The 11336-nt window shown below is 49.4% G+C and carries 8 protein-coding genes; 3 read left to right on the top strand and 5 right to left on the bottom strand.

What is annotated here, in order from left to right; all coding sequences use genetic code 11:
• The 4 genes from A0129_RS14715 to A0129_RS14700 form a co-directional block, all read right to left on the bottom strand.
• On the bottom strand, nucleotides 1–1899 hold a 1899-nt coding region (locus A0129_RS14715; RefSeq protein ID WP_291716167.1), incomplete at its 3' end, for an MMPL family transporter.
• Nucleotides 1900–1913: 14 nt separating this feature from the next.
• Complete coding sequence (locus tag A0129_RS14710) at nucleotides 1914–3074, bottom strand: YCF48-related protein (protein ID WP_291716166.1); 1161 nt, start codon at nucleotides 3072–3074, stop codon at nucleotides 1914–1916.
• 106 nt (nucleotides 3075–3180) lie between these two features.
• Complete coding sequence (locus A0129_RS14705; RefSeq protein WP_291716165.1) at nucleotides 3181–4524, bottom strand: DUF1329 domain-containing protein; 1344 nt, start codon at nucleotides 4522–4524, stop codon at nucleotides 3181–3183.
• Nucleotides 4525–4578: 54 nt separating this feature from the next.
• Nucleotides 4579–6561 (bottom strand): DUF1302 domain-containing protein, encoded by a 1983-nt coding sequence (locus A0129_RS14700; protein WP_291716164.1) that lies wholly within the window; start codon nucleotides 6559–6561, stop codon nucleotides 4579–4581.
• A gap of 281 nt (nucleotides 6562–6842) precedes the next feature.
• On the opposite strand from A0129_RS14700, the gene A0129_RS14695 reads away from it, so the two are divergent.
• Entirely contained in the window at nucleotides 6843–7733 is an 891-nt protein-coding gene (locus tag A0129_RS14695; protein WP_291716163.1) for a methylated-DNA--[protein]-cysteine S-methyltransferase, read from the top strand.
• Here the strand turns inward: A0129_RS14695 and A0129_RS14690 are convergent.
• Nucleotides 7720–8781, bottom strand: a complete 1062-nt coding sequence (locus A0129_RS14690) for an aldehyde reductase (protein ID WP_291716162.1) — start codon at nucleotides 8779–8781, stop codon at nucleotides 7720–7722. The genes A0129_RS14695 and A0129_RS14690 overlap by 14 nt on opposite strands.
• 81 nt (nucleotides 8782–8862) lie before the next feature.
• On the opposite strand from A0129_RS14690, the gene A0129_RS14685 reads away from it, so the two are divergent.
• Both A0129_RS14685 and A0129_RS14680 read left to right on the top strand, forming a co-directional pair.
• Nucleotides 8863–9792 (top strand): alpha/beta hydrolase, encoded by a 930-nt coding sequence (locus A0129_RS14685; protein ID WP_291716161.1) that lies wholly within the window; start codon nucleotides 8863–8865, stop codon nucleotides 9790–9792.
• Between the two features lie 96 nt (nucleotides 9793–9888).
• Complete coding sequence (locus A0129_RS14680; RefSeq protein WP_291716160.1) at nucleotides 9889–11148, top strand: serine hydrolase; 1260 nt, start codon at nucleotides 9889–9891, stop codon at nucleotides 11146–11148.
• The last annotated feature ends 188 nt before the right edge of the window (nucleotides 11149–11336 follow it).

The raw sequence follows: 11336 nt of genomic DNA, 5'->3' as shown, positions 1-11336 counted from the left end.
CACCAAGGCACCTACAATGCTGTACACCAACAACAACATGGTTTTTTGCGCTTGCTCAACCACAATATTGGTAGCTGCTTCAATACCACTGTTACCGGCAGCCAGAATAAACTTGGCGTCTGCGGAATCATTCTCCGCAGCGAACGCCTGTACCTTGGCAACCACTCGCTCCAGCGTCTCGGCCTTGTGATCCGACAGGAATAGAATCACCGGCGTCATGGAACATTCGGCATTGTACAAACTGGTCGGGATGTTTTTATGTGCGCCATTTGAAATAAAACGGTCGCGGGAAATCGCAAGCCACTTCGGATTACCACCATTAAAACCGGCAATGATGTTCTTCATGATCGTAAACAGCGAAACCGTACCCTCCACGCCTTCCAGGTTCTCCATCTCCCACTGGAATCGATCCACCACAGAAGCAACAGGGTAAGCACCGCATTCGCCGGCTGGTGTCTCCACCATGACCACGAATACATCTGAACTGGTTGAATAATTCTCGACCAAAAATTTCACGTCCTGGTTGTAGCGAGAATCAGGGCGAAGCTCGGGTGCTCCTGGATCCAGGTCACCAATCTTGATGCCCGCAGACGCGTACAGACCACCCACCAAGATCAGCGCAGCGGCAGCACTCACAGCATAAGCCACCTTCTTCTCAGTCAAACGCGACAGCAAATGCGACACCGTGTGCTTGCTGGCCTCTTGTTTTGCCACCTGCCGCAAACCACGTTCAGTCACATCGGTATAACTCATCAACACTGGCAACAGGAACATCTTGGTGAAGATAATGACCGCAACGCCGATGGAGGCGCTGATCGCCAGTTCACGGATTACCCCGATTTCAATCACCAACAAGGTCGAGAATCCGACTGCATCGGCCAACAAGGCTACCGAACCGGGAATGAACAACAAGTGAAAGGTGGCCTTCGATGCATCAATCTTACTCGCACCATGAAAGCGCTCTGAAGCCATGGTTCTTACGTTCTGGATCGCATGGCTGACCCCGATCGCGAAAGTCAGGAATGGTACAAGAATTGAATAAGGATCAAGGCCAAAACCCAACAAACTCACTGCGCCCAAGTGCCAGATCACCGCCAGCGAACAACAGAAAATGGTTGCAGCCGTGCTTTTCCAGCACCGTGAATACCACAACAACAGGATCACCGTGAGCACAAAAGTAATTGCGAAAAAACCGGCAATGTCCTTTGATCCATCGATCAGGTCACCCACGACTTTTGCGAAACCAGTGATATGAATCGAAATGTCATCACTTTGATATTTGTCGCGCACTACTTCTTCGATTTGAGCAGACAATTTGCCGTAACTTAACTTCTCTCCAGTGTCAGGATCGACCTCCAGCAAAGGGGCAAGAATGATGGCGGAGCGTTGATCGTTGGAGACCAGCGAACCAATACGTCCCGAGCGCTCTACGTTTGCTTTTACTGCCTCAATCTGCTCCGGGGTTCCAGAAAAGCCCTGACCGATTACCGGCCCCATACGCAGGCCTTCCTCAGTCACTTGACGCCACATCACATTGGGCGTCCAGATCGAACTCAAATTACCTCGGTCTACACCCGGAATGTAAAACACCTCATCGGTAATTAAACGCAACTTTTCAAGAAACTCCGCTTCGTAAATGGTGCCGTTCTTGTTGTGAACTGCGATACGGAGCACATTGCCCAAAGGGCGAAGTTCATTCTCGTAATTCAGATAATTCGCAATGAATGGATGCGTCACTGGCACCATCTTCTGAAAAGAGGCGTCAGGCTTCAACTGCACTGCGTGATACGCAAAGAACACCGACAACACTGCGAACACCGCAATTACAAGCTTTCGGTGACCAAACAAAATCGACTCGAAAAACCGTTCGACCTTACCCAATTCTTCTTGATTACTCATGACAGTTCTTCCAGTTAGCGTGGCAGCGCAAGGGTTCTGGGGCCGTTTTGACCGCTCAATACCAAGGTGTTGTTCACAAGGGCCATGCCAGTCACTGGCTTGCCCTCAGCAGCACTCACCATTTTCAGCGTGGTGCCTGATTCATCCGTACTCACCAAACGGCCTTTCTGATCCACAAACAATGCAGCACGGCCAATTGTCAGCCCCTGCACAAAACTCTCTTTGCTTGGGCTTTTCAATTGCCACCAGGCGGTTGCTCCGGCTCCAAGGCGATAGACGTTGCCACCGAATCCATACGCAAAAACAATGGGCTGACCTTCGTCATTGCGAGTCACTACAGTGCCGTAAAAGTGACCGTTGTAACCGGTATCAGAGCGCTTCCAGCTTGCGCCAAAGTCGTTGGAAATATAGACACGACCTGCTTCACCTGCAATCAACATCAAACCTGTTTCATCGCCATACAAACCGTTGTAGTGACGGAAATCAGGGTTGTCCAAACGGTTGGCAATCAGGGTCCAGGTGGTTCCGCCATCGTTTGTTTCAAAAATCTGTCCATAACTGCCCACAACCCAACCTGTATTGGCATCTTTGAACCAAACATCCAGCATCGGACGGGCTGGACCAAATCGTGCGCCAGCCTCAGCATCTTCAAAAGCGAAAGTTGCCGCTTCCAGTTCGGCACTTAACTTGTCTTGCTCGGTCGGACTTGCCGCGTCAAAACGACTTTGCATGTCGTCCATTTTTTTCTTCGCTGCTGCGACCACTTGCTCGTTGGCTTTATTGCCATCGAAGACCTTCACCCAACTGGCACCAGCATCAGTCGACTTCAACACCACCCCATCATGTCCAACCACAAAAGCCAGCGTGTCATTGACGTAAGCCACCCCGGTCAAATTCACGGATACCGGTACTTTGGCCTGCGTCCACAATTTGCCTTCATTGTCTTTGACGCCCTGCGCAGGATCTCCCGCTGCAAAATCACGTTTAAGAATGATGCCCCGCTCCCCAACCATCAGCACATTGCTGCCTTGGGAAGTCACATTCAATGACAAGGCTTTTGCAGCCTTAGGTGCCTGAATCGCTGGTAAATCCAGAGGATCCTTGAAAGCAAAACTCAGTTGACTTGCGCACAGCCCAAAGGCCAAAAAAGTTGCACGCAACAGTGGCTTGTTCATGCCATCTCCAATTTAAAAAACCCAGAGAATGCAGTTCTCTGGGTCAGGGAAAGTTCAGGTGGTACGCATTCAACACAACAACGGGCGTCGAACGCATACCCAATCATCATCTGCCCATGCGACGCAAGGCAGCAGTCGAAAAGTCTGCTGTGGTGTACTTTTTGCCGAACTCCACGGGTTTCTCTTCATTGGTCAGTGCATTGACGAGGTATCGACGAGCTTGCAGGTCATAGATCACTTCGCCAGCTGGGCCAAATGCAGGCGCATCGTACAACTGCACACCGTACACTTCGCGCACACGCCACAAACCACCACGTGCATCATATTGGTCTGCGTGCAATACAGCCCATGAATCCTCATCGATAAAGAACACACGCTTGGAATAAATGTGGCGTGCGCCAGGCTTTAGCGTGGCTTCAACCACCCACACACGGTGCAACTCGTAGCGCAAGTGATCGGGGTTTACATGGTTTGGCTTGATAATATCGCTGTACTTCAGGGCCTTACTGGTCAACTTGTAGTTGTTGTAAGCCACATACATTTCTTTTTTGCCAATCAGTTTCCAGTTATAACGGTCAGGCGAACCGTTGAAACCGTTAAAGTCGTCGTTGGTGCGCAAACCGTCCGCACCAATACCGGGGGAGTCATACGCCAGTTCAGGTGCGCGAATCACTCGACGCTGCCCAGGGTTGTACTGCCAAGCCAAGCGTGGTTCCTGAACCTGATTCAACGGCTCATGCACCAAAGCTACTTCACCAGCCGCGTTTGCGGGCGCTGTGGTCTGGTTCAAGTAATAAAAAATTCGATTGGGTTCCGGATCCGCCATGAAAGACGCATATGCGATGGTTTCCGTACGCTTACCGACGGTAAAACTTCCGTTTGTCTGAACAGGAAAGTCGGCCGAATGTCGTGTAATTGAACCACCCAAATCACGCATGATGTGGTTCCAGATTACCTGAATACCCTCAGTGGGGATCGGGAAAGGAACATTGGACTTCTTCAGGTTCAAGATCCCATTACCACCCTCAGCCAACTTGATACCCGCGGCCTCTTCCTTGGCAAACTTGTACACATCTGCGCGGTATGCCGCAGTGCGCTGAGTTGGGTACACATTGATTTTGTAAGTGGGGTAACGCTTCATCATTTCCATTTGACCAGGGGCCAACTTGTCCTTGTGCTGATCCATGTTTGCAGCACTAATGGTCAAGGTAGGCTTCTCCGAAGCGAACGGATCCAGATAGCCTTTCGCGGGATCAAAGCCAGCTGGCGGCTTTGAAATACCGCCATTCCAGGCAGGAATGGTTCCAGCCGCATTGCCAGCCTTCTCGGCGCCAATCGGGGTTAATGTGGTTCCCAATTTCGAATAGTCTGCAGATTGAGCCTGCACTGTCAAACCAGTTCCAAGCAGTGCCAGGGATACAGCCAACCGCCTAATCTTGATCAATTTCATTTCAATACTCTCCTAAAAACAACTCTTGAATGGCTCACCCTCTGATTCCACCTTTTACAGGTTGGCGCCCACTACCAAAGACAGGAAGTCACGGTCTTTGAATGGATCGAAATAAGCCTTGTCATTAAACATGCTGTAGTTCATTTCAGCAAAATATCGCGCAGACTGGATCTCGGCCCGAACGCCAACACCCAGATTCATGCGGTCCTCCAGGAAAACACCGTCAGCTGAATAACCTTTGAAGTCATGCGAGAAAAAAATACGAGGAGCCAAAGTCACTCCGAACAATGCATCGGGGTAGGTTGCAACCGACAACACACGATAACCGAACGCGGTCTCTGTCGCGTAACCATCGACTACACAGTTTTGTGGATTGGGATTCACACCAGCATTACAGTCACCACCGTTGTATGTTGCATGGGCGCCCGCACCAAATGCAGGTGAGCGCCCGAATCGCTCGCTGGTAAACGGATCTCCAATCCCGCGCCACATTTGGGCACCCACTTCAGCCACCAGAGCAACCTGGCTGGCACCCAATCGGCGGGGGAAGAGCTTGATCGTAGACACCTGAGCCTGAATCTTATCCAGAGGCTTGGATCCTGACAAAATGGACCCCTCGGGGAAAGCTGTGTTGTCACCATACCTGGCGAGCGGACCATCTCCTGTGGCGCCCCCTTTCAACAGGTCTGCGGTGTTATAGGCAGCTGGAAAATTTTTAGTAAAGCTGACTTCACCAAACACTGAGTAACCGAAGAATTCTGTCGCCGCCGACACGCCAGCCACTTGAATATTCTCAGCACCATAGTCAAAGAAGTAAGAAAGCGGATTTACAACGCTCTGACCGCCCGCCTCTAGTCCGTTGAAAATAGAACCTTCAAAGTTTGACGGAGTTTTCTTCAAAGACAAATTCGGAATGCGTTGGTGGTAATTGACGACATACGCCCCAAACTCCGTGCCAATTTCGCCAGCGTAATAGCGAGCCGCCAACCCTATTTGGCCACTGTCCTTTGGACGGCGGTCAGCAAGCTGAGCCATTCTAAAGTTCAAATTACCCAAATCCGCAGGGAGTCCAGTAATCCCGCCTAACAAACCAGTTAACGCGCTTAGACCAGATGTAGTTGAAGTATCAAATGGCACCCCACCAACAGTGACAGTGCCACCACCCTCAAAGCTCTGGCGATCGTCATATCCCGTAAAATCAATGTCACCAAGCGGGGTACTCAAGATACCAGGGTTGATGGGGGCTCCTTGGGAATTACAGTTCAACAGGTCAGCTTGAGAAAATAAAGTGCCACACCCGTCCACCACAACCTTCTCATGGTTGAGTTGTACAAATGTCTCAAGTGACAATTCTTCCGTTGCCTGCAAATTCGCGGAAATCTGAGGAATCGGCAGAAAAACTTCTTTTAACTGTGCGCCTGGTCGCCGAAGCGCAGCGGAGTCGAAGTTCGAATATTGATTGACACCACCCAACACGAACAATGCCTCACCCCAGGTAACCACTTGGTTGCCAATTTTTGCTGTCAACGGTTTACCCAGAGGCTCAAAATCACCTACCAAATAGGCATCTAGAAACTGAGCGTCTTCAAACTTGGAGCCTTTGTCAAAGCCATTGTCATTTAAAGGCTCATTGGGCCGAAATCCATTGTTGGAAGATCCGTGAGGGACCTTGTTACTGCGGTTGTGAAAATCGGAATACGCTTTCGCCCGAACAAAGAGCCCGAAATTGTCCTTCTTGAGTTCCAACTCACCCACTGCTTTCGCCGCAGAACTGAAAACATCGCCCTTGTTGTAATTCAGGTTACCGTCGTCAACGGTCCCGCTCGATGCCTTGCCACCATTTCCGATGAATACCAAAGACTCGTCTGCGTCTTTAGTCCGCATGGAAGCACCCACGGTAACCTCCATCGCCCAACGGCCCTCGATACCAGCCGGGCCTTCGAACGAACCCGCCGCAGCGGACAATCCGTGCATGGAAATTAGCGCGGACATAACAGCAAACTTTAATGTCGAATTCTTGGGCAGAAAACCGGCCATGTATGTCTCCTCAGGGCCTTTTTGGCCTCTTGAATAGATAGTGCGATAACTAATCTAATGTGTGTAATAGTTACCCCTCATACTAAGACACACTCCATTTAGATTCACAAATCGAACAATACCCACAAGAAATAGAAAATCGCCTGCAGAAATCCATGTAACTTGTGAGTAAATTTCGATTACCACTGTGCGCCCAAGTTTGAATTTGCGCAAGAAACAGATTGCCCCAACAAGCCGTAGGAACCACACTGACAAAGTGAATAACCATTCAGAACATCGCCGTGACACAATTTGAAAACCATCATCAATACCAACTCGTTGCAAAGGCAATTCAGATTTTGGAACGGCACGCAAACAGTTTTGCGGGATCGGACGGCAACCTGGAGCCGAAGTTGGAAACGCTGGCCAGCCACCTGAACACCTCTGCATTTCACTTACAGCGTGTCTTCACTGAATGGGCCGGAATCAGCCCAAAACAGTTTTTCCATTGCCTGCAAAAAGACCATGCCCGCAAATTAATTTCATCGGGTAAAAGCGTGCTTCAAACCACGTCAGAACTTGGCCTCTCAAGCGGCAGCAAACTCCACCACCTCATGCTGAAATTCGAAGCACTGACTCCAGGCGAAATCAAAAACGGAGGACTGAACCAAGTCCTCACAATTGGGCAAGCACCCTGCCCGTTCGGTCAAGTATTTGTTTGCCTCACAAGCAAAGGTATTAATAGCCTGGAGTTCGAATCCAACGGATTGACTTATGACTTGTGGAAACGCGAAATCTCGGATTTGTATCCCAATGCGATTTTGAATGAGTCATGTTTAACCGTTAGACCGCTGATCGACACAATTTTTAACGTCTCGAGTCGTCAAACCCATGAACTCACGTTGTGTTTGCGTGGCACACCATTCCAACTCCAGGTCTGGCAAGCCTTGATCCACTTGCCTATTGGACAGCTTGCCAGTTATCAACAAATTGCAAGCTACATCGGCAAGCCAATGGCAAGCCGCGCTGTGGGAAGTGCGATTGCCAAAAATCCTGTGGCGTTTCTGATACCTTGTCACCGCGTCATACAAGCCACCGGTGAATTGGGCCAATACCGCTGGCAAAGCGAACGCAAAAAAGCGTTACACCTGTGGGAGCAGGGTCAAAAAGCAGCAGCCATTAACGTCGTTTGAGCAAACCATCTTCAATCATTTGGGAAAAATGGTCGCACAAGGTTTCAATCAACGGCCTGTACTTCACACCCAACAGATTGACCGACCGGCTGTTGTCGAAATGCAAGTGATAACCCACATTCTTCTGAATAAACTCCCGGCTCACCCCCGCTGCAATTGGTGCAACCAGCTTCACCAAAAACTTGGGCAACTGCCTGGTAGGCAGCGGGTAATTTGGAAATCGAGCACGCAGAATTGTCGCCATTTGTAACAAACTAGCAGTGTGTGCACTCAAAATATGTCGCCCTTCGGCATCTGGATTAAAACCAGCCAACACATGTGCCTTCGCGACTTCGCGAACATCAACAATCCCAAACTCCAACATCGGAACACCGGTACGTTGCCTGCCACTGCCGAGATCGCGCATCACATCAATACTGGTTGACTGGGTTTGAGTAGTTAATGACGGACCCATCACCAAACTCGGGTTGATCGTTACCAAGTCCCAGCGCGACTGGTCTTTGCAAATATCCCAAGCCGCACGTTCAGCCATCACTTTTGAGTAAGAATAGGGTTGGTGATGCTCACTGCTGGTGTTGTTCCATAACTGCTCAGTGAAAACTCCACCCGGCGCATTCAAAATTTCAACCGCATCCCCATAGATGGACGCGACAGAACTAGTCAGTACCACCCTGCGAACTGTTGAAACCTCATTACAAGATCTCAACACATTCTCAGTTCCTTCCACAGCAGGGCGAATCAAGGCCTCATGCGGATCAGTGATCCCCTTGATCACAAAAGGAGAGGCTGTATGAATCACCAACTCACATCCTTCGATCGCCGCCTTGAAACTTCCCGGGCGAATCAGATCAGCGTCAAACAGCTTCAGTTCACCTTTCGCGCCATCCGCCAGCTTCCAAAGATGGGCAACCGAGCGAGTCTTGTTCGAGTCGCGCACCGTAGCATGAACCGTTAATCCCTGATCCAGCAAATCCTTAACAATCCAGCTGGCGATATACCCTGAAGCCCCAGTAACACAGACTGGCTTGTTCTTGTTGATTGCGACCATCGTCATCATCCTGCAGGTAAATTCTGTTTAATATAAGGTATCACTCATGACTTGCACCCTTCGTGCGTAATGTAGCACCCCATGAACAAATCAACATCACACTTCCTGCGCGCCCTCAAAGTTATTCCGCTAATCCTGCTGGGCGGTTGTTCAGCCCTCCAGGTGGTCAACTCGGTTTCGAAAATTTACACTGCGGAGGTCAAGGAAAACATCGCATTCGGCGTTCACCCAAAGCTCAAATACGACCTCTACTTGCCAGACAATGCGAATGAGGAATTCAGCAACACACCAGTGATCGTGTTCTTTTACGGTGGCAGCTGGAACCGAGGCGACAAATCAGAATATGAGTTTGTAGGGCGACGGCTTGCCTCCATGGGTTATATCACTGCGGTGCCTAACTACCGCCTGTACCCTGAAGTCAAATATCCCGATTTTCTGGAAGATGGGGCTCAAAGCCTGGCCCATCTCAAAAAAGAACTTCAAAAACCCGAATATAAAAGTCTGAATCCAGCTCAACAATATGTGTTGATGGGCCACAGCGCGGGAGCCTACAATGCCGCCATGCTCGCTCTCGACCCACGCTGGTTGAATGCTGTCGGTCTTGAACACCGAACCACAGTCAAGGGGCTGATTGGGTTGGCTGGTGCCTACAATATCTATCCCATCAAAGACACTGATGTTCAACCAGTGTTTGATCATCCCAATTACCCACCCCAATCCCAACCGATAGACTACGCCAACAAAAGCAACGTTCCTTCCCTACTTCTCGCCCCCCAAAGCGACACCTTGGTTAGCATTGAGCGAAATACCCATGCACTACAGAATGCACTGGCGTCTGCCGGCAATCTCTCAAAAATGGAAAAGATTGATGGAACTGACCATGTCACTCTGATTGGTACACTTTCTCCCCTGCTGTTCTTCAAAGGCAGCACGGTCAAACCAATTGATGAATTTGTTCGAGAACTGCATCAACAAAATCAACAACGTTCCGCCAAGGTAGTGCAGGGCTAGAGAGTCGGCCCTAAAAACTCAATTGACCTGAGCTTTTGCTTGGAATGATACTTGTGAGTTACACAAATACTTACAACAACGAGACAAGCCAAATTTATGTTTAAAAAAACAAACACCGTTTCGGTTCCGAGAAACCTTGGATCTGTGACTCAAATCGACTCCAAAGCAGAAACAAGCCCCTATGACGTCAGCATGACGCGCGACAATGTAGAGGCTATCTGGAATAGCGTTGAGAGTTTTTACAGAACGGGTCTGCAGCCTGGAATGACCATGGTTATTCGCCGGCAAGGCGAAATCGTTCTTAAACGTTCGATTGGACACGCTCGGGGCAACCCTCCACCCAATCATCCAGACCAAGATGTTGATCAGGTTTTGATGACACCCGATACACCGATTTGTCTGTTTTCTGCCTCCAAAGCTATTACAGCCATGCTCGTTCACAAACTAAGCGAACAAGGCAAGCTTGAACTCAACGATACAGTCGGACAGTACATTCCCGAATTCGCGTGCAACGGGAAAGAAAACATCACCATTGCACAAGTCTTGTCTCATCGTGCGGGCGTTCCTCAGATACCAATGAGCAACCCTCACCCTTCGCTACTTTTCAAATGGGACAGTGTCATAGACCTGATTAACTCAGGCTATACCAACCGTGGAGATGGCAGCCAACAGGCATACCACGCCATCGTTGGTGGATATATCCTGGGCGAACTGGTCAAAAGAATAACGGGCAAATCGGTGGAATCTGCCTTGCAGGAAATGATTGCGAAACCCTTGGGTGCCAAATACCTCACCTACGGTCTTCAAAAAAAGCACCAGGGGCTGGCAGCATTCAACTACAGCACAGGTGCAACACCTGTTTTCCCAATCAACGTTCTGGCCAAACGGGCACTGAATATTGAATTTGAAAAAATAGCAACCATATCCAATAGCTCAGGCTTTATGGATGCAAGTATTCCAGCGGGAAACATATACGGAACTGCCGATGAAGTCAGTCGGTTTTATCAAATGATGCTGGATGGTGGCATTTACAATGGCCATCAAATGTTCGAAGAAAATACAATCAAACTGGCCACTCGGCCCGCTGGTCCCTTGACGATTGATCAAACACTGATGATCCCAATCCGGTTTTCCCCAGGATTTATGCTCGGAGAAAACGTCTTCTCTTTGTTTGGAATCAAAGCCAGAAAGGCCTACGGTCATCTTGGACTGATCAACATCGTTACATGGGCAGACCCTTCCCGTGATATCTCTGTCGCATTTTTAAACACAGGTAAATCACTTGACCCACGCTCACTTCCCTCACTCGGCAAAGTCTTGGTTTCGGTCAGTTCAAACTGCAGTGTTCTTAAATAGTCAATTTTTAAACTGCTCATGTGCGATTTGACTACGAAAGGCCACTGACTCACTGCCAGCATCCGAACAGCGTTGAAGAACAAGTGAGAAGCTCAAGGTAACTCGATGAAACGAAATAACCAGCTCAAATCAATGAGCTGGTTTTTTTATCTTGAACGACACACCACAGTGACGCGATCAAGTGAATG

The sequence above is a fragment of the Limnobacter sp. CACIAM 66H1 genome, assembly GCF_001601825.1.
Taxonomy (GTDB): Bacteria; Pseudomonadota; Gammaproteobacteria; order Burkholderiales; family Burkholderiaceae_B; genus Limnobacter.
Note: the sequence above shows the minus strand (reverse complement) of the source record. Positions and strands in the feature narration are given on the sequence as shown.

Bases quoted from the DNA above. Each gene is read 5' to 3' on its own strand.
- A0129_RS14690 (WP_291716162.1), bottom strand. From the start codon at position 8,781: ATGGTCGCAATCAACAAGAACAAGCCAGTCTGTGTTACTGGGGCTTCA.
- A0129_RS14705 (WP_291716165.1), bottom strand. From the start codon at position 4,524: ATGAAATTGATCAAGATTAGGCGGTTGGCTGTATCCCTGGCACTGCTT.
- A0129_RS14685 (WP_291716161.1), top strand. From the start codon at position 8,863: ATGAACAAATCAACATCACACTTCCTGCGCGCCCTCAAAGTTATTCCG.
- A0129_RS14700 (WP_291716164.1), bottom strand. From the start codon at position 6,561: ATGGCCGGTTTTCTGCCCAAGAATTCGACATTAAAGTTTGCTGTTATG.
- A0129_RS14680 (WP_291716160.1), top strand. From the start codon at position 9,889: ATGTTTAAAAAAACAAACACCGTTTCGGTTCCGAGAAACCTTGGATCT.
- A0129_RS14710 (WP_291716166.1), bottom strand. From the start codon at position 3,074: ATGAACAAGCCACTGTTGCGTGCAACTTTTTTGGCCTTTGGGCTGTGC.